A 20321-nucleotide genomic window follows, 5' to 3' on the forward strand; every position below is an offset into this window, starting at 1 on the left:
CGGCTATGGTCGCCGGGCCAATCGCCAGAAACGACAAGGCCACCCGCAGGTGGCCTTGTCGACTGCACGGCAGGCTTAGAGGGCCTTGTACAGGTGCTCGAAGCAGAAGTTGGTGGCTTCGACGAAGCCTTCCGCGCTGCCACAATCGAAACGCTGACCCTTGAACTTGTACGCCAGTACGCAACCGTCCTGGGCCTGCTTCATCAGGGCGTCGGTGATCTGGATCTCGCCACCCTTGCCCGGCTCGGTCTGCTCGATCAGGTCGAAGATGTCCGGAGTCAGGATGTAGCGGCCGATGATCGCCAGGTTGGAGGGAGCATCCTCCGGCTTGGGCTTCTCGACCATGTTGTTCACCCGGTAGATGTCGTCACGGATCATCTCGCCGGCGATCACGCCATACTTGTTGGTCTCGTTGGCCGGCACTTCCTGGATGGCCACGATGGAGCAACGGAATTGGTTGTACAGCTTGACCATCTGCTTGAGGACGCTGTCGCCTTCCAGGTTCAGGCAGAGGTCGTCCGCCAGCACCACGGCGAAGGGCTCGTCACCGATCAGCGGGCGGCCGGTCAGGATCGCGTGGCCCAGGCCCTTCATCTCCACCTGACGGGTGTAGGAGAAGGTGCAGTTGTCGATCAGGTTACGAATGCCGACCAGGTACTTTTCCTTATCGGTGTTCTTGATCTGGCTTTCCAGCTCATAGCTGATGTCGAAATGGTCTTCCAGCGAACGCTTGCCACGACCGGTGACGATCCCGATCTGATGCAGACCCGCTTCCAACGCTTCCTCCACGGCGTACTGCACCAGAGGCTTGTTCACGATGGGCAGCATTTCCTTGGGCATGGCCTTGGTCGCGGGGAGAAAACGAGTGCCATAGCCGGCTGCCGGAAACAGACATTTGGTGATCATGGGAGTCCTTTGATCTGACGTGAAGGCAAAACGAACGGCGGTCTATCCAGCCGCTTGTCGCATACAATGCCCGAAGCGCGCGGCGCTGGAAATAGCCAGACAAGGGCGCTCACTGGACGTGCGAGTAGGACTCCAGGAATCCCGTCCGGTTCTGCGCAAAGCGTCAAAGAACTGCTATCGTCCAAAGTTTGGAACCAGCGTCACGACTCCGCGGATAGATCTCGACATGAAGAAATGGATGCTCCCGTTGCTGTGTGTTTCCCTTGCCGGCTGCTCGTTGGGCGGCCATCACGAGGCAGCCGAAACGCGCCCGCTCAGCGAGGAACAGACCACCCTGCTGCGCCAGAACGACCTGCTGCAAGCCAAATTGCTGGTGCTGGGCGGAAGTGAAGAACAGCTCCGCCTCGCCGATGCCCTGCTGCTGCGCAATGGTGGGCAGAGCGCCGATGGCGAAGTGGAATTCTACCGCGCGGTGATCGCCATCAAGCAGGGCCCGCAGACCGACGATGTCCTGGACCTGCTCAATCGCTCGGCCGACCGTCGCTATCCGCTGGCCTATGCCCTGCTCTATCGGCTGTATGCCGACCCCTTCCTGATCGCCGAGGCCGATCCCATCCAGGCGCAGACCTACAAGAGCGCCTATGCGGACCTGGCGGTGGCCAAGAGCGGCTATCCGTCCTTCGAGAAAGCCGTCGAAGTGACCCGCCAGCTGGCACCCTGAGGCCAGAGCCGCCCCTCTAGTACGACCTTTTGCGGCCGGTCACACTCTGAAGACGGCAAATGAGACGAGGTTCGGGCTTTAGCGGCAGGAATGATGTCAATTGGCCGCATGACGATAGCATCGCGCTACCTCGTCATGCAGCCAAGAGCCACGTCCATGTCCATGCCCACGCTTGGCAAGACCGCTACCGACATCGCTGCCGCTCGCCAGGCGATTCGCCGCCTGGTCCTGGCTCTGACGGCCATTCTGACCCTGGCCCTCCTGCTCACCCAGCTACCGACCTTCATCAACGCCTCCAGCGGCGAGACCTGGCAGTTGCGTGGCGGCCCGATCCCGCTCATGCAGAACCCCTCCATGCCCGAGCGCAGCCTGCTGGCCAACCGGCAGCGAATCACCATGATAGAGCCCGGAGATCGCGTCCTGGTGCTGGAAAGCATCCCCTTTCGTCCGTGGAAGAAAGTAATGGTGGTTGGCAAGGACAATTACGTCGGCTGGATCCGCATCATTCCCACGCTGGGCGCCACCCGGGTGGAATGACATTGGCTTCGGGCAACTGCACCGCTCATCAACGTATCGCGAGCACCTGCGCGATACGCGTGACGTGCCAGTGATACCAGCGCTCCCGACCCAGCCGCTGAGCCAGGCGATGCTCCGGGTGGGCGCCCCAGGCGGCTGCGCTCGGCCATCCGGCCATAGTCCGGATCTTCCTCCGCACGCTGCGAGACGAAGATGACGGTCACACAGCCCTCGGGCAGTTCCAGCCGGCTCATGCGACCTCTCCCCGATTGGCGATGACGGCCTCCAGCCAAGCCCGTACCGCTATCGGCACCTGACCGGCGAGGGCCTCGCGTTCGGGCTGGTACAGGGTGCCGAAATAACAGGGCTGGCCTGTTAGTTCGAAGGCGACGGGCAACCCTTCCTCATCCCAGGCCAGTACCCGCCAGCCCGCCGCGAGCAGTGCCGGCAGGTAATCGGGATTCACCCCGAAACGGCAGTGGTAGGCAGCCTGGGCCGCTTCACGCCCCTCCGCGCCAACCAGACGCGATCCAGGCACCAACTGGATGCGATTCCGCACCTCGACGCGCGCGCAACTCAAAGGCGCCAGCAGCGCGCGCGGGGTCAGGGGATCGTCCTCGGCATGGGCGGCGTCCGCCCACCCCAGCACCGAGCGCGCGTACTCCAGCAAGGCGTATTGCAGACCGCCACAGGTCCCCAGAAAGGGCAGGCGGCGCTCGCGAACGGTGCGAATCACGGCCAGCACGCCCTCGCGATTACGGTAAGGGCTGCCCGGTACGCACCACAGCCCGTCACAGTCGGCCAGCTCGCCATTGGCCTCCAGGGTGGGCAACCAGCGCGCCCGCAGCGCCACGTCCAACTCCGCAGCGGCAAGGGCCAGGGCCTGGGGAATGGCCTGATGCGCGACGATGGCAGGGTCCTGGTCACCCAGGAGTACGATTTCATAGGACGCCATGACGGATACCTGCAATCGCCGGGGAAAAGTGCCAGCCACCTTAGAACGACGATTGCAGATGTTTAATAGGCGTAGCGGTCAGCACAACTGGCAACGCTGCACTATCAGGGAGAGCGGAGCGGCCTCGGTGCAGGCCGCGCCACGGTCGAGGGAGACAAGGACTGAAACGGGCCACGCCAAGGCACCGCCCCCGCCACCCACCGACCGCGACATCCCGATGCAGCCCGACGCCCGCGGCAAAAGCGCCGCCGGTGTCAGGCAGTCAGGCGCACTCCCTCAGTCAGGGCGCCGGATTCGGCTGGGAAACGTGGATGGCCTCGATGGCCTTCAGGGTCTCGGCATCCAGCTCCAGCTCGCTGCTCGCCAGATTGCTTTCCAGCTGGGCGAGCGAGGTGGCGCCGATGATGTTGCTGGTCACGAACGGCCGGTTGGTGACGAAGGCCAGGGCCATCTGCGCCGGGTCCAGACCGCGCTCGCGAGCCAGTTCGACATAGGCCTGGGCAGCGCGCTGCGCCTGCGGATTGCTATAGCGCTGGAAGCGCTCGAACAGCGTCAGGCGGGCCCCCGCAGGTCGTGCCCCGTCCAGATACTTGCCCGCCAGCACGCCGAAGGCCAGCGGCGAATAGGCCAGCAACCCGACCTGCTCGCGTATGGCCTGCTCGGCCAGGCCCACCTCGAAGCTGCGATTGAGCAGGTTGTAGGGATTCTGGATCGAGACCACCCGCGGCCAGCCGCGCGTCTCGCTCAGGTGCAGGAACTGCTGCACGCCCCAGGGCGTTTCATTGGAGAGCCCGACATGACGCACCTTGCCCACCCGGACGAAACCGTCCAGGGCTTCCAGCGTCTCCTCGAAGGGCGTGAAGGCGGCATCGGTATGCTCATAGCCCAGTTGACCGAAGAAGTTGGTGCGGCGATCTGGCCAGTGCAGCTGGTACAAATCAAGGTAATCGGTGTTCAGGCGCTTGAGGCTGGCATCGAGGGCGGCCGTGAGATTGGCCTTGGTGAACGCCAGGCCGCCATTGCGGATGTAGTCCATGTCACGGCCGGGGCCGGCCGCCTTGCTCGCCAGGACCCAGTCGGCTCGCTCGCCGTGCTGGCGAAAATAGTTGCCGATGATGGTCTCGGTGCGGGTATAGGTCTCGGCGCGCGGCGGTACCGGATACATCTCGGCGGTATCCAGCAGATTGACGCCGGCCGCCTTGGCAACCCGGATCTGTTCGAAGGCTTCTGCCTCGGTGTTCTGCTCGCCCCAGGTCATGGTGCCCAGGGAAATGGCGCTCACCTTCAGCTCGGTTCGGCCCAGGGATCGATAGTGCATGGCAAGCCTCTTTCGCGGTCGAAACCGCAACGTTAGCAGGACTTCCAAGCGAAGCCCAACTCGTCAGACAATTTGAACTACCCCCTGAATCGGGTTGCCCTCCCCTTGGTGCAACGGCCATGGCCGCTTCGCCCACGGATGACCTCAACCTACCCAGGCGGGTGCCCGTAGAGGACCGGCGCGGCACTCCGGAGTGACATCATGAAAGCTGTGGTTTATCAGGGCCCACGCGACGTCGCGGTCAAGAACGTCGCGGACCCCCGCATCGAAAAACCCACCGACGTCCTCGTCAGGATCACCACCACCAACATCTGCGGTTCCGACCTGCACATGTACGAAGGCCGCACCAGCTTTGAAAGTGGCCGGGTCTTCGGCCACGAGAATCTCGGCGAGGTGGTCGAGGTCGGCCTCGGCGTCGATCGCATCAAGGTCGGCGACCGGGTTTGCCTGCCCTTCAACATCGGCTGCGGTTTCTGCGAGAACTGCGAGCGCGGGCTGACCGGCTTCTGCCTCACCGCCAACCCGGGCGTCGCCGGTGCGGCCTACGGCTTCGCCGACATGGGCCCCTACCAGGGCGGCCAGGCGGAGTTGCTGCGGGTGCCCTATGCCGACTTCAACTGCCTGGTACTGCCCGAGGACGCTGCGGAGCGCGAAGACGACTACGTGATGCTGTCCGACATCTTTCCCACCGGCTGGCATGCCACCGAGCTGGCCGGCCTGCGCCCGGGGGAATCCATCGCCATCTATGGCGCGGGCCCGGTCGGCCTCATGGCCGCCCACTCCGCCATGATCCGTGGCGCCTCCGAGGTCTATGTGGTCGACGATCAACCGGATCGCCTGGCGCTGGCGGAAAAACTCGGCGCCAAGGCCATTCACGCCAAGGAAGGCGATGCCGTGGAGCAACTGCTCAACCTCACCCACGGGCGCGGTACCGATCGTGGGTGCGAGTGCGTCGGTTATCAGTGCTGTGATCACCATGGGCACGAAGTCAATCACCTCACCATGAACAACCTGGTGGCCTCGACACGCGCCACCGGCGGTATCGGCGTGGTCGGGGTATTCGTGCCCCAGGACCCAGGCGGCCAGAACGACCTGGCCAAGCAGGGCAAGATGGCCTTCGACTTCGGTAACTTCTGGTTCAAGGGCCAGCAGATCCGCACCGGCCAGGCCAACGTCAAGAACTATAACCGCGAGCTGGCGCGGCTGATCCATGCGGGCAAGGCGCGACCCTCGCAGATCATTTCCCATCGCCTGAGCCTGGCCGAGGCGCCAGAAGCCTATCGCCATTTCGATGCACGGGACGAGGGCTGGACCAAGGTAGTACTCAAGCCGGCCGCCTGAGCCTCTTCACTCTCGCCGGGAGCGCTCCAGGATGAGCCGCTCCCACCTATTATCGTGGCCCAGCAGCCGTTCGCTGGTGATAGGCGCCGTGTTTAAAGCCTCTTCAAAGTCTCGCGAGCTAGAGACAAACAAGGCCTAGGGGGCCCCACGAAGATAGCTGAGGAAGCGGATCGGACCCGCGCTCGGGTTTACGAGTGATAAATGAGCATTGCGACGGGGCCGCCTAGGTGGGGCTGGCCTTCCAGGCCATTTTCAACGCCGTTGGCCGACGTGCAGCAGACTTTAAACAGGCTCTTAGGCTAGGATGGCGCCGCCCCGAATTCCGGGGCCTGGGTTCCCTCACCCCAGGCACTTTCAAAAAGGCCCGCTCATGCTAAAACGTCTCGACTCCGCGCGCCGCACGACGGTCGCCGCGCTGGTTGCTTTCCACGTCCTGATCATCATCGCCAGCAACTATCTGGTGCAGTTGCCACTGCAACTATTCGGCTGGCACACCACCTGGGGCGCCTTCAGCTTCCCCTTCATCTTTCTCGCCACCGACCTTACCGTCCGGGTCATGGGCAAGGCTGCGGCACGCCAGGTCATCGCCCGGGTGATGCTTCCGGCGCTGCTGGTGTCCTATGTCGTCTCCGTGCTGTTCCAGGACGGCCAATTCCAGGGCTGGGCGGCATTGGCGGCGATCAACGTTTTCGTCCTGCGCATCTCGCTGGCCAGCTTCTGTGCCTATGTGCTGGGCCAACTGCTCGATATCCAGGTATTCGACCGCCTGCGCCGCTCGCGCCACTGGTGGCTGGCACCCACCGTCTCGACCCTGTTCGGCAATGCCCTCGACACCCTCGCCTTCTTTTCCGTCGCCTTCTGGCGCAGCGACAATCCCTTCATGGCCGCCCATTGGCCGGAAATCGCCCTGGTCGACTACGGCGTGAAGCTGACGGTAAGCCTGATCCTCTTCGTACCGCTCTACGGCATGTTGCTACGGTCCCTGCTGCCCGAGGCGCTGGCGCGTCGTCCAGACCTGGCCTGAGTCCGCAATGGCTGGCCGCCGCGCCCTGGTTCGTATACGAAAAGTCGTCGAGCACCGGCACTTTTCGTCCAGAACCCAGGCCTAGAGTAAAGCGTCGCTAACTCAACCAGGTCTCATCATGCTCACCACCGCCCTCGCCCGCTTTCCTCGCCTGGAATTGCAGCCCTCCGCCACCGCGCTGGACTTCCTGCCGCGGTTGTCGGCCGAATTGGGGCGAGCGGTCTACTGCAAGCGCGACGACACCACCAGCCTGGCCCTCGGTGGTAACAAGGTGCGCAAGCTCGAATACCTCGTCGCCGAAGCCCTGGCCGAAGGCGCCGACACCCTGGTGACCGCCGGCGCCATCCAGTCCAACCATGTTCGCCAGACCGCCGCGGTCGCCGCCCAGCAAGGGCTGGCCTGCGTCGCCCTCCTGGAAAATCCCCTTGCCACCCAGGATGAGGGTTATCTCCAAGGTGGCAATCGCCTGTTGCTCGACCTCTTTGGCGCCGACATCAGACTGGTGGCCGCCCTCGACGATCCGCAGCACCAGCTGCAAGCCGAGGCCCAACGCCTGCGCCAACTGGGTCGTACGCCCAAGGTGATTCCCGTGGGCGGCTCCAATGCCCTGGGCGCCCTTGGTTACGTCCGCGCGGGTCTGGAACTGGCCGACCAGCTCGACGCCCTGGCGTTGCAGCCGGCTACCATCATCGTCGCCTCCGGCAGTGCCGGGACCCAGGCCGGTCTGGATCTGGCCTTCAATCAGCTGCGCCCCGCTATCCCAGTGCTCGGCATCACCGTGTCCCGCACCGTCCAGGAGCAGTTACCAAAAGTCGCCTTGCTCAGACGGCAACTCGCCGAGCTGCTAGGCCTTGCCGATCCTGCGGTAGCGCCCCGGCTACGCGACGGCTACCAAGGCCCCCGCTACGGTGAACCCAACCCCGGCACCCTGGCGGCCATTCGGCGCCTTGGGCGTCTGGAGGGACTGGTGCTGGACCCCGTCTACACCGGCAAGGCCATGGCCGGCCTGCTGGACCTGGTCGCCTGCGAGGAGCTGCCACCCGGCCCCCTGGTTTTCGTCCATACCGGCGGGGCACCAGGCACCTTCGCCTACCAACACTGGCTCGCGTGAAGCGCGATCTGGGAACTTGGCATGTCGTCAGTCGTTTTTGCACTAAGGTTGTCTCATTAGACTCTGGCATAGTGCGGCCGCTCATACCTACAAGGACCCTTTCCATGCGCAAACCCCTCTCCCACCGTCTATTCCGCAGCGCTGCCCTGCTGCTCGCCCTGGGCCTGGCCCATCAGGCCACCGCCCAGGCGGAAGACCTGTTGCAGACCGTCAAGCAACGCGGTGAATTGGTCGTCGGCCTGGAGGGCACCTACCCGCCCTTCAGCTTCCAGGACGAGCAGGGCCAGCTGGCCGGCTTCGAGGTGGACTTCGCCAAGGCGCTGGCCAAGGAGCTGGGGGTGAAAGCCAAGATCGAGCCCGGCAAGTGGGATGGTCTGCTGGCTGCTCTTGAGTCCCGCCGCCTGGATGTGGTGATCAACCAGGTGACCATCAGCGAAGAGCGCAAGAAAAAATACGACTTCTCCACGCCCTACACCGTGTCCGGCATCCAGGCCCTGGTGCGCAAGGACGACGCCAACACCATCAAGACCGCCGCCGATCTCGCCGGCAAGAAGGTCGGCGTCGGCCTGGGTACCAACTACGAGCAATGGCTACGCCAGAACGTGCCCCAGGCGGACGTCCGCACCTACGAAGACGATCCCACCAAGTACCAGGACCTGCGCGTAGGCCGCATCGATGCCATCCTCGTCGACCGCCTGGCCGCCCTGGAATTGCTGTCCAAGACCAAGGACCGCCTGGCCCTGGCCGGCGAGCCCTTCAGCCGTCAGGAGTCGGGCATCGCCGAACGCAAGGGTGATCCGGAATTCCACGCCGCGGTCGACCAGGCGATCGCCAAGCTGCGCGCCGATGGCACCCTGGCCAAGATCTCCGAGAAGTGGTTCAAGGCTGACGTCACCCAATGAGCGACACGCTGCAGCTCCTGCTCGATTCGCTGCCCTTCCTGCTGAAGGGCGCGATCTGGACGGTGGTCCTGAGCCTCGGCGGCATGTTCTTCGGGCTGCTGCTCGGCTTTGGCCTGGCCCTGCTGCGACGCTCCGCCAATCTGCTGCTGCGCAGCGTCGCGCGGCTGTACATCTCGTTCTTCCGTGGCACACCGCTGCTGGTGCAACTGTTCGTCATCTACTACGGGCTGCCCGAGCTCGGCCTGCAGCTCGATCCGCTACCCGCGGCGCTGATCGGCTTTTCGCTGAACATGGCCGCCTACACCGCGGAGATCATCCGCGCCGCCATCGGCGCCATCGATCGTGGCCAGTGGGAGGCCGCCGCCAGCATCGGCATGACGCCGCTGCAGACCCTGAGACGCGCCATCCTGCCCCAGGCCCTGCGCATCGCCCTGCCACCGCTGGGCAACAGCTTCATCTCCCTGGTGAAGGACACCTCCCTGGCGGCCACCATCCAGGTACCGGAACTGTTCCGTCAGGCCCAGTTGATCACCGCTCGCACCTTCGAGATCTTCAGCCTCTATCTGGCTGCCGCGCTGCTCTATTGGGTGCTGGCCAGCCTGCTGTCCACGCTGCAGAACCGCCTGGAACGGCACTACGGTCGCCACATCAACGAACGGGGTCAGTCATGATCGAAGTGCAGGGGCTGTTCAAGTCATTCCGGCAGCAGGCCGTGCTGCAGGGCATCGACCTCAGCGTGGCCCAGGGCGAGGTGGTCGCCATCATCGGCCCCAGCGGCTCGGGCAAGACCACCCTGCTACGCTGCCTGAATCTGCTAGAGACACCCGACGCCGGCACCATCCACGTAGGCGATCTGAGCATCGATGCGGCGCGCCCCCTGAGAGCCCAGCAGGCGGCGATTCGTCGGCTGCGCCAAAGCGTCGGTTTCGTCTTCCAGAACTTCAATCTGTTTCCCCATCGCACCGCGCTGGAGAACGTCATCGAGGGGCCGATCATCGTCCAAGGGCAGAGCCGCGACGCGGCCCTCGCCCATGGCCGCGAACTCCTGGCCAAGGTCGGCCTGGCGGACAAGGCCGACACCTATCCAGGTCAGCTCTCGGGCGGTCAGCAGCAGCGGGTCGCCATCGCCCGGGCGCTGGCCATGCGCCCCCAGGCGATCCTCTTCGACGAACCCACGTCGGCGCTCGACCCGGAACGGGTGGGCGAGGTGCTGGAGACCATCCGCGCCCTGGCACGAGAGGGGCGTACCCTGCTCATCGTCACCCACGAAATGGCCTTCGCCCGCGACGTCGCCCACCGTGTGCTGTTCATGGACGGCGGGCGCATCGTCGAGCAAGGCAGCGCGGCCGAGGTCTTCAACCAACCTCGCGAGGAACGAACCCGGCGCTTTCTCGCCAAGTTCGTGCGTGACCAGGCTGCTGCCGACTACTCCTGAGCCAAGCCGGCGCAGCCCTGCAGGCTGGCCTGACTCACGTTGCTGTTGGCCGGCACCCCATGGGTCAGCCAGACGTTACCGCCGATGGTCGAACCCTGGCCGATGGTGATGCGGCCGAGGATGGTCGCCCCCGCATAGATCACCACATCGTCCTCGACGATGGGATGCCGCGGATGCCCCTTCTTGAGGCTGCCATCGGCGTCCGCCGGGAAGCGCTTGGCGCCGAGGGTAACGGCCTGATAGATGCGCACCCGGTCACCGATGATGCAGGTCTCGCCGATCACCACGCCCGTACCATGATCGATGAAGAACCCCTCACCGATCTGGGCGCCGGGGTGGATGTCGATGCCCGTCGCCGAATGCGCCCGCTCGCTGACCATCCGCGCCAGCAGCGGCAAGCCGCTGCTATAGAAGTGATGAGCGATGCGATGATGGATCATCGCGTAGATGCCGGGATAGCACAGCAACACCTCGTCCACGCTGCGCGCCGCCGGGTCGCCCTGGTAGGCGGCGATGACATCGGTATCGAGCAATCGGCGTAGATCCGGCAAGGCCAGGGCGAAGGCCTGGACCAGACGCCGGGCCTCATCCGTGCGATTGGCGCCGTTCTCGCCCCGCTGCTTGGCGAAATAGTCGAGCTCCAGCTTCGCCTGGATCATCAGGGCGTTCAGCGCCCGCTCCAGCTCGAAGCCCACGTAGAAGTCCTCGCTCTCCTGCCGCAGCTGATCCGGGCCGAGGCGCAAGGGAAAGAGCGCGCCGCTGAGGGACTCGATCACCGTCGCCATCACGCTGCGGGAAGGTAGCTCGCGGCCACTGAATTCGCGGAAGCGCCCGTGCGTTTCGCGCCACTGACTACGGGCGGCATGCAGTTCGTCGACGATGCGACCCAGCTGCCAATCATTGCCACCGGTGGATTGCCCGTTAAATTCGTTCATGAGTCATCTATCCAATTGCCAGACTGCCGAGGATAAAGTATCCGGTCATCCCTGACAGCCCACGCCGCCCAACGCGCGGTAAGCTGTCACCCCTCGCCAACCAAGGAGCGCCCCATGCTCGCCTCCCCCCTGGTCACCGCCACCTGGCTGCAGGAACAACTGGGCCGTACGGACCTCATGATCCTCGATGCCAGCCTCTACCTGCCCAACGAGCCCCAGGTCGCCGATGAAATCTATCGGCAACAGCATCTGCCCGGCGCCCTGCGCTTCGATATCGAACACTTCTCCGACCCGGATACCTCGTTGCCGCACATGGTGCCCAGTGTCGGTCGCTTCGCTCGCCTCGCCGGCGAGCTGGGGGTCACCCCGGATACCTTCATCGTCGCCTACGATCAGAAAGGCCTGTTCTCCGCGGCCAGGGCCTGGTGGCTATTCCGCCTGTTCGGTCACGAGCGCATCGCCGTGCTCGACGGCGGTCTGCCGCTCTGGCGCAACCTGGGCCTGCCGCTCGAAGCCGGCGAGAACCACGCCCAACCCCAGCCGGCGTACCCCACCGCCCTGAACTACCGCCTGCTCTGCGGATTGGGCGACGTCCAGACCGCCCTCAGCGTCGGCCAGACCCAGGTGCTCGATGCCCGCGGCGCCAAGCGCTTCGCCGGCGAAGTCGCCGAGCCCCGTCCGGGCGTCGCTTCGGGGCATATGCCCGGCAGCCTCAATCTGCCCTACGACAGCCTGCTGAACGCCGACGGCACTCTGCTGCCACCGCAGGAGCTGCGCCAGCGCTTCCAGGCCCTCGGCGTCGATGGCCTCCATCCGGTCATCGCCAGTTGCGGCAGCGGCGTCACGGCAGCGGTGCTATTGCTGGCGCTCAACGTCGCCGGCTTGCCGGATGGCAGACTCTACGACGGCTCCTGGAGCGAGTGGGGCCAGCATCCCAACACGACCAAGGCCCTAGGTCAGGACTAAAATAGGCCCAGCAGCCCCTAAGTCACTGATTTGCAATAACGGCTGTAGTATCCGATAGAGACGCCCAATCGCCGGCATCGCCTTTAACAATGAGGCAAATCGTCAAAAGGCGATTAGTATGCGTCCTATCAATTTCAACCCTTACCTTCCAACCCTCAAGGAGTCATCAATGTCCCTGATCAACACCGAAGTGAAGCCTTTCACCGCGACTGCCTACCACAATGGCAAATTCGTCCAGGTGACCGAGGCCGATCTGAAGGGCAAATGGTCCGCCATCGTGTTCTACCCGGCTGACTTCACCTTCGTGTGCCCCACCGAGCTGGAAGACCTTGCTGACCTGTACCCCGAGTTCCAGAAGCTGGGCGTCGAGATCTACGGCGTGTCCTGCGACACCCACTTCGCTCACAAGGCCTGGCACGACACCTCCGAAGCCATCAAGAAGGTCAACTACCCGCTGGTCGGCGACCCCACTGCCCGCCTGGCGCGTAACTTCGAAGTGCTGATCGAAGAAGAAGGCCTGGCCCTGCGTGGCACCTTCCTGATCAACCCGGAAGGCCAGATCAAGCTGTGCGAAATCCATGACAACGGCATCGGCCGTGACGCCAGCGAGCTACTGCGCAAGGTCCGCGCCGCTCAGTACGTCGCCAACCACCCGGGCGAAGTCTGCCCCGCCAAGTGGAAAGAAGGCGAAGCGACCCTGACCCCCTCGCTGGACCTGGTCGGCAAGATCTAACGCCCGCCTGATCTAGCCCGAGCGCCCGGGCGCCTTGCCCGCGCGCTCTTTTTTTGCCCATTTTTTACGGAAGCCACGTCGCCATGTTGGACGCCAACCTGAAAGCCCAGCTCAAGACCTACCTCGAACGCGTCACGCGCCCCATCGAGATCGTCGCGTCCCTCGACGATGGCGCGAAGTCCCGTGAAATGCTCAGCCTGCTGCAGGACATCGCCGGTCTGTCCGACCAGGTCAGCCTCAGCACCGACGGCAGCGATGCCCGCCGTCCCTCCTTCGCCCTGCTCACCCCCGGCCAGAACATCGACCTGCGCTTCGCCGGTCTGCCCATGGGTCACGAATTCACCTCCCTGGTCCTGGCGCTGCTGCAGGTCGGCGGTCATCCGTCCAAGGCCAGCCAGGACGTCATCGAGCAGGTCAAGGCGCTCGACGGCGACTACCAGTTCGAAACCTATTTCTCCCTGTCCTGCCAGAATTGCCCCGACGTGGTCCAGGCCCTGAACCTCATGGCCGTGCTCAACCCCCGGGTCAAGCACGTCGCCGTCGACGGTGCCCTGTTCCAGGACGAAGTCGAGCGGCGCCAGATCATGGCCGTGCCCAGCGTCTATCTCAACGGCGAACCCTTCGGCCAGGGCCGCATGGGCCTGGAAGAAATCGTCGCCAAGCTCGACACCGGCGCCGCCGCCCGTTCCGCCGACAAGCTCAACGCCAAGGACGCCTTCGACGTCCTGGTCATTGGTGGTGGCCCGGCCGGTGCCGCAGCTGCCGTCTACGCCGCGCGTAAAGGCATCCGTACCGGCGTAGCCGCCGAGCGCTTCGGCGGTCAGGTGCTGGACACCCTGGCCATCGAGAACTTCATCTCCATCAAGGAGACCGAAGGCCCGAAACTCGCCATGGCGCTGGAAGAGCACGTCAAGCAGTACGAAGTCGACATCATGAACCTGCAGCGTGCCTCACAGCTGATTCCGGCCCACGACGCCGGCGGGCTGCACGAGGTTCGCTTCGCTGACGGCGGCTCGCTCAAGGCCAAGACGCTGATTCTCGCCACCGGTGCCCGCTGGCGCGAAATGAACGTGCCGGGTGAGCAGGAATACCGTAACCGCGGCGTGGCCTACTGCCCGCACTGCGACGGCCCCCTGTTCAAGGGCAAGCGCGTTGCCGTCATCGGTGGTGGTAACTCGGGCGTCGAAGCCGCCATCGATCTCGCAGGCATCGTTGCCCAGGTCACCCTGATCGAGTACGACGGCCAGTTGCGCGCCGATGCCGTGCTGCAGCGCAAGCTGTTCAGCCTGCCCAACGTCACCGTGATCACCAGCGCCCTCACCAGCGAAGTCAAGGGTGACGGCCAGAAGGTCAATGGTCTCGTCTACAAGGACCGCAACTCCAGCGAGTTCCACCAGATCGAGCTGGAAGGCGTCTTCGTGCAGATTGGCCTGGTGCCCAATACCGATTGGCTGAAAGGTACCGTGGAGCTGTCGCCGCGCGGCGAAATCGAAGTGGACGCCCGATGCCAGACCTCGCTGCCCGGCGTCTTCGCCGCTGGCGATGTCACCACCGTGCCCTACAAACAGATCATCATCGCCCTGGGTGAAGGCGCCAAGGCCTCCCTGGCCGCCTTCGATCACCTGATCCGCACCAGCGCCTGATTCTCGACAGTTGACCAAGCCCGGCCTATGCCGGGCTTTTTTTCGCCCGACGGTTCTCCGCCCTGGCATGCTTCTGGCTGCGCTCTAACCAAGCGTCATAAAGATGGGCATGAACGGTCTATGGGTTCCCAGCATACTTTCGTTAGGATCTCATGACCGAGCCCCCAGACTCGGCAGCTCTTGCGGTTGAGGATCAGGCACCCTATGCATAGTCAGAGTTCTTCCCACGTTTTCGACTCCTACCCACCCAAGCTCGCGCCTGCCACTCCCCTCACCCATCCGGAACTGGTCGCCTCTCTGGAGGCCACCCTGGAGCAACGCCAACCCGGCCCGGTCTGGCTGTTCGCCTACGGCTCCCTGATCTGGCGCCCGGAGTGCCCGGCGGTCGCGGTCCGACGCGCGCGGGTCCATGGCTATCACCGCGGCCTCTATCTCTGGTCACAGCTGCACCGTGGTACGCCCGAGCAGCCCGGACTGGTACTGGGCCTGGATCGTGGCGGCTCCTGCTCCGGCTTCGCCTACCAGCTACCGGACGAACAGCTGGACGACCACCTGCTGGCGCTATGGAAACGCGAGATGCCGGATGGCTCCTATCGCCCGCGCTGGCTCAATTGCCACTTGGAAGACGGCAGCAAGGTCCAGGCGCTTGGCTTCGTCCTCCGGCGTAACCTGCCCTGCTACGCCGGCAGTCTTCCCGACGACATCCTCAACCGTGTCCTGACCGAAGCCTGCGGCCATTTCGGCACCACTCTGGAGTACGTCGAGCGCACCATTACAGCGCTCAGGGCCCACGCCATGCCCGATCGCAACCTAGAGGCCCTGCTGCAGCGCTATCGTCGTGCCCCCCTGCTGGAAGCCATCCGGGCATGAGTGAAAGACGCATCAACCCCCACAAGCTGCTGAACAGCAAATGGACCGCAACCCAGCCCCGTGAACGCCAGCGGCACTTCATCGTCACCCGCGTGCATCTTCCCGAAGTCGATACCGATCCCATCAAGCGAATAGATCTACAAGCCGTTCTCACTCGGCGTACCTGGACGCTGGACTGGCACGAGCTGCTGGATGCAGAATGCTGGCTGCAAGGCTGGCAATGAAACTCCGAAAGCAGGGCTGTGAATTTGCGACTAGCATCGCGATAAGACAGCACTCATCTGCAAAGGTGAAACCCTGTAGCAGCCACTGCTGTCACAGTGCCATCTTTGAACAGGAAGCTTTTTCGGATGACCCTTTATGTCGAACTCGCCAGCGCCTTCAATACCCTGAAAGGCGGCTTCGAGCCGTTGCGCTGCGTGATTTCGACCCGAGATCAGCGCGCCTACGACGTCGAAGTCTTCTCCCGCAGCGGTCAATCCGTCCTCAAACGCCCCATCGCCCGTACCGAGCTGCTAGATGCACCCATGCTCGAGGCCTTCATTATGGACAGCCGTTCCCGCATCGAACGTGACGCGGACGAAACGCCCTACTGGACGATCCCCTCCTGAACGAAAAAGGCCACTCACGCGAACGTGAGTGGCCTTTTTCTTTGGATGGTGCCCGAGGCCGGAATCGAACCGGCACGACCGTTAAGTCGAGGGATTTTCTTACCACTTCGGCTTTCGCCGCCGGCCTACTGCTTCCGTTCGTGGTCTGGAGCACGCCTTCACCCTAGCCCGAAGGCCTTAGGTGCCCGCCGTCTGCTCTCTACACCTTCCCCACCAGGGGGCTTGGCTCGGCGTTGGCTCGGAAAGCTTCCAGGGCGTTCGCCGAATTTGACGGGCGTCACCTTCAAGGTTTCCCCTGAAGGGCTCAAATTTTCAAGTCCCTTGTGTCTACCAGTTTCACCACTCGGGCAGAACCGAACCCGCCCATAGCCGAGTTCGTAAAACCTGATCCAGTATTCACACATCCCTGGATGATGAAAAGCCCCGTAGACCTAGGATCTACGGGGCTCTCAATAGTGGAGGCCGAGGTCGGAATCGAACCGGCGTACACGGATTTGCAATCCGCTGCATGACCACTCTGCCACCCGGCCTCAAACCTGAATGTCTTGCGACACTCACGTAAAACATGGAGCGGGAAACGAGACTCGAACTCGCGACCCCGACCTTGGCAAGGTCGTGCTCTACCAACTGAGCTATTCCCGCTTGGTGACGGGCGCCATTCTATATCAGCCACCCGGTATGTCAACCTATTGATTCAAAAACTTATTTTTTTTTCTCGGCGTTCATCAGGTGTGGCCAGGCGGCCATCAGATAGGTGCACATGGACCAAAGCGTCAATGCCGCGGCAACGATGAGCAAAGCGTACCCGCTGATCACCCAGAAGGTCAGTTGCGGCGGATTGGCCAGCAAAATGACCAAGGCCAGCATCTGCGCGGCGGTCTTCCATTTACCCAGGCTGGATACCGCGACCTGGGCCCGTGCACCGAGCTCCGCCATCCACTCGCGCAACGCCGATACCACGATCTCGCGACCGACGATGATCACCGCCGGGAGCGTCAACCAGGCATTGGCGTGCTCCTGTACCAGCAATACCAGGGCTACCGCCACGATGAGCTTGTCAGCCACGGGATCGAGAAAGGCACCGAAGGGCGTGCTCTGCCCCAACCGACGGGCAAGGTAGCCATCCAGCCAATCGGTGGCACAGGCAATCGCGAAGACGGCACTGGCCGTCCAATAGCTCCAATGCACCGGTAGGTAGAAGAGGGCAACGAAAAGGGGAATGAGGAAGACGCGCAGTACGGTGAGCAGATTTGGGATATTCATTGGCGCGGCTATTGATGAACGTGGGGCGATTCTACTCGCTGTGCAGGGCGGCATAAATCTGCTCGGCCAGCTTTTTGCTGATGCTGGGAGACTTGGCGATCTCCTCGATACTTGCACGCTGCAATTCTCGGAGGCCGCCAAAATGTTTCAGCAGCTCCTGCCGGCGCTTGGGACCTATACCGGCCACCTCTTCCAGGGACGAGGTTCTACGCGCCTTGCCCCGACGAGCACGGTGCCCGGTGATGGCGAAGCGATGCGCTTCATCGCGGATCTGCTGGATGAGGTGCAGCGCAGGTGAATGCGCCGGCAGGGTGAACTCATTGGAAGGATCGTCCAGGTACAGGGTCTCGAGACCGGGCTTGCGGGTGACGCCCTTGGCGACGCCAAGCAGCACCAAATCCGGCACTGCCAGCTCGCGCAGCACTTCTCGCGCCATGGCCAGCTGCCCCTTACCACCGTCCACCAGCAAAATGTCCGGTAGCTTGCCCTCACCCGCCTTCAGACGACTGAAACGCCGGGTGAGCGCCTGATGCATGGCGGCATAGTCATCACCAGCCGTCACGCCTTCGATATTGTAGCGTCGGTAATCAGACTTGAGCGGCCCCTCGGGTCCGAAGACCACGCAGGACGCCACCGTCGCCTCGCCACTGGAATGACTGATATCGAAGCACTCCAGCCGCTGCGGTGGCTCCGGCAGGTCGAGGGCCTGCACCAGGGCATCGAAACGCAGCCCCATGTGCTGACGATTGGCCAGACGAGTGTTCAACGCCTGCTCCGCATTCGTCACCGCCAACTGCTGCCAGCGCGCCCTGGTACCTCGCACGCGGTGGGTGATGACCAGCTGGCGCTTGTGGACCTCGGCGAAGGCATCGATCAGGGTGGCGAAGTCTTCGTGAAGCGAATTCACGATGATCTCTTCGGGCAAGTCTCGCTCCAGGTAGGCCAGGTAGTACTGCTCGAGGAAAGCGGCCAGCACCTCGCTGGAGTCCTCCTCGATACCCACCTCCGGGAAGAAGTTCTTGCTGCCTAACACCCGTCCGCCACGGACGGTGACCAGGTGCACACAGGCTCCACCAGGGTTGACCAGGGCGGCGATGACATCGACATCGCCGCTGCCACCCTCGATGCTCTGCTGATCCTGCACACGCCGGACCAGGGCCACCTGATCCCGTAGCTCCGCCGCTCGCTCGAACTCCAGATTGATGGACGCCTTTTCCATCTTGGCCTGCAGCTCTTCAGCCAAGGCATTGCTGCGCCCTTCGAGAAACATGGCGGAGTGGCGAACGTCTTCGGCATATTCCTGTTCACTGACCAGAGCGACGCAAGGACCTTTGCACCTCTTGATCTGATACTGCAGGCAGGGACGAGTCCGATTACGGAAGTAGCTGTCATCGCACTGCCTGACCAGAAAGGCCTTTTGCAGCAGATTGAGACTTTCGCGAATAGCACCAGCGCTGGGATAAGGCCCGAAGTAACGCCCCTTCCCTCTTTTCTCACCACGATGGATGGTGAGCCGAGGATACTGGTCCTCGGTCGAAAGATAGACGTAGGGATAGGACTTATCGTCCCGGAGCAAAATATTGTAGGGCGGACGCCACTGCTTGATGAGGTTCTGCTCGAGCAGCAGCGCTTCGGTTTCATTGCCGGTAATGGTCGTCTCGACCTGGGCAATCTTCGAAACCATCGAAGCCGTCTTGGGCGCCAAACCGGTCTTTCTGAAGTAGCTGGAAAGCCTGTTCTTGAGGTTCTTGGCCTTGCCGACGTAAAGCAGCTTACCAGCCTCGTCGAACATCCGATAAACACCGGGACGCCCGCTGCAGCCGGCTAGAAAAGCTGCAGCATCGAAAGATGAATTCATATCAACTCGTAGCGTCTACCATGCCGTGACGAACGGCCAACATGGCCAGTTCGACATCGCTGGTAATCGATAATTTCTCGAAGATCCTATAACGGTAGGTATTCACGGTCTTGGGCGACAGGCAAAGTTTGTCGGATATGACCTGGACCTTCTGACAACCGGCGATCATCAAGGCGATCTGGATCTCGCGCTCGGATAACTGATCGAAAGGCGACGCCTCGGCCTTCGACTGGAAGGGTTTCAAGGCGAGTTGCTGAGCGATCTGGGCACTGATATAGCGGCGACCGGCGAATGCCTGCTTGATCGCCGTGATCATCTCTTCGATGTCGGCGCCCTTGGTCAGGTAGCCAGACGCACCAGCCTGCAGGAGGCGGGTGGGAAAGGGATCTTCCTCGCAAGCGGTAACGACGACGACCTTCATATCAGGCTGGCTACGTAGAAGCTTGCGGGTGGCTTCGAGCCCACCGATACCAGGCATCCTGACGTCCATCAGCACTACATCAGGATTCAGTTCTCGGGCTAGCTTGAGTGCGCTTTCCCCGCTGTCTGCCTGGCCAACGACCTGAATTCCCGCTACATCCGCCAGCATCCTGACGATGCCGGTACGGACAAGATCGTGATCGTCGACGACCAGCACTTTGATCAAAATCGAATCCTCTTCACAGACGTTGTCAGCGCCCGTATTCACCCAAACGAAATATCCAGGAACCTTACCGGCCCGCAGGATAAGATCCTAGGGCCCAGAGTAAATTTTGCTGGTACGGCAAAAAAAAAGGGGTACGACGCTGCGCACCCCTTGCTTCTCAGCCCCAAGGCTGCTGGTCATTGTATACCGAAAAAACGCAGAAGAATGAAGCGCATCCAGCGCCTCTCTGGCAAAGGAGATGTTCTAGCTTACCAGCGGTAAGCACTGCCTGGGAGCTAGCGATTTGTCGCCCACGCGTTGCATTCGGACTACTCGAAGCACCTTGCTTGGCAGGCAACTCGCCAGTCTCTCCTTCGCACCGCTTCTGATCCTCTCCCCCGCCGGGAGAGGGCCCGGCCGACCTCAGAGCTTCAGGGAAGTGAGAACAAGGGAGTAAGGGAAATCGCCATTCACACGGCATACGCTCTGTCCGTGGCCGGCCCGCTCTCCGGATCACCACGCGCCAATCCGTTCGCCAGGTGCTCAGGCAGGCTGCAGTCGCGCAGCCCGATCTCGGGCTGTCGGGCT

At 62.9% G+C, this 20321-nt stretch carries 21 protein-coding genes and 2 tRNA genes; 14 read left to right on the top strand and 9 right to left on the bottom strand.

What is annotated here, in order from left to right; translation table 11 throughout:
• Window positions 1-75: 75 nt before the first annotated feature.
• Window positions 76-906, bottom strand: coding sequence for a UTP--glucose-1-phosphate uridylyltransferase GalU (gene galU / locus RND78_RS19730; RefSeq protein WP_059228100.1), 831 nt, complete (start codon window positions 904-906; stop codon window positions 76-78).
• Window positions 907-1144: 238 nt separating this feature from the next.
• Here galU and RND78_RS19735 point away from each other — a divergent pair, with 238 nt between their 5' ends.
• On the top strand, window positions 1145-1627 hold the full coding sequence (locus RND78_RS19735; RefSeq protein ID WP_312731499.1) for a hypothetical protein: 483 nt from the start codon (window positions 1145-1147) through the stop codon (window positions 1625-1627).
• 156 nt (window positions 1628-1783) lie between these two features.
• Window positions 1784-2164, top strand: coding sequence for a hypothetical protein (locus RND78_RS19740; RefSeq protein WP_312731501.1), 381 nt, complete (start codon window positions 1784-1786; stop codon window positions 2162-2164).
• A 229-nt stretch (window positions 2165-2393) separates the two neighbouring features.
• Here RND78_RS19740 and RND78_RS19745 read toward each other — a convergent pair whose 3' ends face one another.
• A complete protein-coding gene (locus RND78_RS19745) occupies window positions 2394-3098 on the bottom strand; it encodes a glutamine amidotransferase-related protein (RefSeq protein WP_312731503.1) in 705 nt (234 codons plus the stop codon).
• Window positions 3099-3378: 280 nt separating this feature from the next.
• Window positions 3379-4416 carry an NADP(H)-dependent aldo-keto reductase gene (locus tag RND78_RS19750; protein WP_312731506.1) on the bottom strand — a complete coding sequence of 346 codons (1038 nt, stop codon included), beginning with the start codon at window positions 4414-4416 and terminating at the stop codon, window positions 3379-3381.
• 201 nt (window positions 4417-4617) lie between these two features.
• Here RND78_RS19750 and RND78_RS19755 point away from each other — a divergent pair, with 201 nt between their 5' ends.
• The 6 genes from RND78_RS19755 to tcyN all read left to right on the top strand — a co-directional run bounded on the left by RND78_RS19755 (window position 4618) and on the right by tcyN (window position 10229).
• Entirely contained in the window at window positions 4618-5757 is a 1140-nt protein-coding gene (locus RND78_RS19755; RefSeq protein WP_312731509.1) for a glutathione-independent formaldehyde dehydrogenase, read from the top strand.
• Between the two features lie 370 nt (window positions 5758-6127).
• Window positions 6128-6781, top strand: a complete 654-nt coding sequence (locus tag RND78_RS19760) for a 7-cyano-7-deazaguanine/7-aminomethyl-7-deazaguanine transporter (protein ID WP_312731512.1) — start codon at window positions 6128-6130, stop codon at window positions 6779-6781.
• 118 nt (window positions 6782-6899) lie between these two features.
• The gene (locus RND78_RS19765; protein WP_312731514.1) at window positions 6900-7892 is read left to right on the top strand and encodes a D-cysteine desulfhydrase; all 993 of its coding nucleotides are present in this window, start codon (window positions 6900-6902) and stop codon (window positions 7890-7892) included.
• A 104-nt stretch (window positions 7893-7996) separates the two neighbouring features.
• Window positions 7997-8794 carry a cystine ABC transporter substrate-binding protein gene (gene tcyJ / locus RND78_RS19770; RefSeq protein ID WP_312731517.1) on the top strand — a complete coding sequence of 266 codons (798 nt, stop codon included), beginning with the start codon at window positions 7997-7999 and terminating at the stop codon, window positions 8792-8794.
• A complete protein-coding gene (gene tcyL, locus RND78_RS19775; protein WP_312731518.1) occupies window positions 8791-9465 on the top strand; it encodes a cystine ABC transporter permease in 675 nt (224 codons plus the stop codon). Before tcyJ ends, tcyL begins: the two co-directional genes overlap by 4 nt.
• Window positions 9462-10229 carry an L-cystine ABC transporter ATP-binding protein TcyN gene (gene tcyN / locus RND78_RS19780; protein ID WP_312731522.1) on the top strand — a complete coding sequence of 256 codons (768 nt, stop codon included), beginning with the start codon at window positions 9462-9464 and terminating at the stop codon, window positions 10227-10229. Before tcyL ends, tcyN begins: the two co-directional genes overlap by 4 nt.
• Here the strand turns inward: tcyN and epsC are convergent.
• On the bottom strand, window positions 10220-11164 hold the full coding sequence (epsC, locus tag RND78_RS19785) for a serine O-acetyltransferase EpsC (protein ID WP_312731524.1): 945 nt from the start codon (window positions 11162-11164) through the stop codon (window positions 10220-10222). The two genes, tcyN and epsC, sit on opposite strands and share 10 nt — an antisense overlap.
• 114 nt (window positions 11165-11278) lie before the next feature.
• On the opposite strand from epsC, the gene sseA reads away from it, so the two are divergent.
• The 6 genes from sseA to RND78_RS19815 all read left to right on the top strand — a co-directional run bounded on the left by sseA (window position 11279) and on the right by RND78_RS19815 (window position 15987).
• A complete protein-coding gene (gene sseA / locus RND78_RS19790) occupies window positions 11279-12130 on the top strand; it encodes a 3-mercaptopyruvate sulfurtransferase (RefSeq protein ID WP_312731526.1) in 852 nt (283 codons plus the stop codon).
• A gap of 169 nt (window positions 12131-12299) precedes the next feature.
• Window positions 12300-12863, top strand: a complete 564-nt coding sequence (gene ahpC / locus RND78_RS19795) for an alkyl hydroperoxide reductase subunit C (protein ID WP_007161854.1) — start codon at window positions 12300-12302, stop codon at window positions 12861-12863.
• A gap of 83 nt (window positions 12864-12946) precedes the next feature.
• Window positions 12947-14506 (top strand): alkyl hydroperoxide reductase subunit F, encoded by a 1560-nt coding sequence (gene ahpF, locus RND78_RS19800; RefSeq protein ID WP_312731530.1) that lies wholly within the window; start codon window positions 12947-12949, stop codon window positions 14504-14506.
• A gap of 204 nt (window positions 14507-14710) precedes the next feature.
• The gene (locus tag RND78_RS19805) at window positions 14711-15376 is read left to right on the top strand and encodes a gamma-glutamylcyclotransferase (RefSeq protein ID WP_312731533.1); all 666 of its coding nucleotides are present in this window, start codon (window positions 14711-14713) and stop codon (window positions 15374-15376) included.
• The gene (locus RND78_RS19810; RefSeq protein WP_312731536.1) at window positions 15373-15600 is read left to right on the top strand and encodes a TIGR02450 family Trp-rich protein; all 228 of its coding nucleotides are present in this window, start codon (window positions 15373-15375) and stop codon (window positions 15598-15600) included. The genes RND78_RS19805 and RND78_RS19810 overlap by 4 nt, the downstream gene beginning before the upstream one ends.
• Before the next feature lie 126 nt (window positions 15601-15726).
• On the top strand, window positions 15727-15987 hold the full coding sequence (locus RND78_RS19815; protein ID WP_312731537.1) for a hypothetical protein: 261 nt from the start codon (window positions 15727-15729) through the stop codon (window positions 15985-15987).
• Window positions 15988-16443: 456 nt separating this feature from the next.
• Here the strand turns inward: RND78_RS19815 and RND78_RS19820 are convergent.
• The 5 genes from RND78_RS19820 to uvrY form a co-directional block, all read right to left on the bottom strand.
• Window positions 16444-16517 (bottom strand) — tRNA-Cys (locus RND78_RS19820).
• Window positions 16518-16553: 36 nt separating this feature from the next.
• Window positions 16554-16629: transfer RNA gene (locus RND78_RS19825), tRNA-Gly, on the bottom strand.
• Window positions 16630-16689: 60 nt separating this feature from the next.
• Complete coding sequence (gene pgsA, locus RND78_RS19830; protein WP_312731540.1) at window positions 16690-17250, bottom strand: CDP-diacylglycerol--glycerol-3-phosphate 3-phosphatidyltransferase; 561 nt, start codon at window positions 17248-17250, stop codon at window positions 16690-16692.
• Window positions 17251-17281: 31 nt separating this feature from the next.
• The gene (uvrC, locus tag RND78_RS19835) at window positions 17282-19108 is read right to left on the bottom strand and encodes an excinuclease ABC subunit UvrC (protein WP_312731543.1); all 1827 of its coding nucleotides are present in this window, start codon (window positions 19106-19108) and stop codon (window positions 17282-17284) included.
• A gap of 1 nt (window position 19109) precedes the next feature.
• Window positions 19110-19754 (bottom strand): UvrY/SirA/GacA family response regulator transcription factor, encoded by a 645-nt coding sequence (gene uvrY, locus RND78_RS19840; protein ID WP_059228060.1) that lies wholly within the window; start codon window positions 19752-19754, stop codon window positions 19110-19112.
• Between the last annotated feature and the right edge of the window lie 567 nt (window positions 19755-20321).

Source organism: Pseudomonas oryzihabitans, assembly GCF_032027545.1.
GTDB classification, from domain to species: Bacteria; Pseudomonadota; Gammaproteobacteria; order Pseudomonadales; family Pseudomonadaceae; genus Chryseomonas; species Chryseomonas oryzihabitans_F.